Here is a 342-nt window from a genome sequence, read left to right as displayed (position 1 = left end):
CAATGTGTCTTGGGGCGTCAATGAAACAGGCTATTCTGAAAACTGCTTTTGGGTTGGCGATAAGCTCCATCAACTACCTCAAGTTCAGTTCAGATATGACCGGGATGAAGAAAGCTCCGCGTGGAGAATCAGCTGTGAAAACGGACAGCTTGATCTAAGCTTTGTGCCTGAAGGAATGCATAAGGAACACCTCAATGCCGGTTTCATGGCCACAAACTTCAAACAAATATTCGGCAAGTTTAAGGGGCACTTAATCACCGCTGAAGGCAAACGCTACGAGATTGAATCTCAATATGGTTTTGTCGAAGATCAGTACTCTAAGTGGTAAACGTCCATACTAGA

General features: G+C 44.4%; 1 protein-coding gene. It reads left to right on the top strand.

Translation table 11 applies throughout. From position 1 onward, the window contains the following. The coding region (locus tag A3757_RS06545) for a DUF2804 family protein (RefSeq protein WP_156506234.1) at positions 1-328 on the top strand (328 nt) is incomplete at its 5' end. Positions 329-342 lie beyond the last annotated feature (14 nt).

It is taken from the genome of Oleiphilus sp. HI0117 (assembly GCF_001635235.1).
The sequence above is the reverse complement of the archived record's forward strand: the minus strand, read 5'-3'. Positions and strand labels throughout refer to the sequence as shown.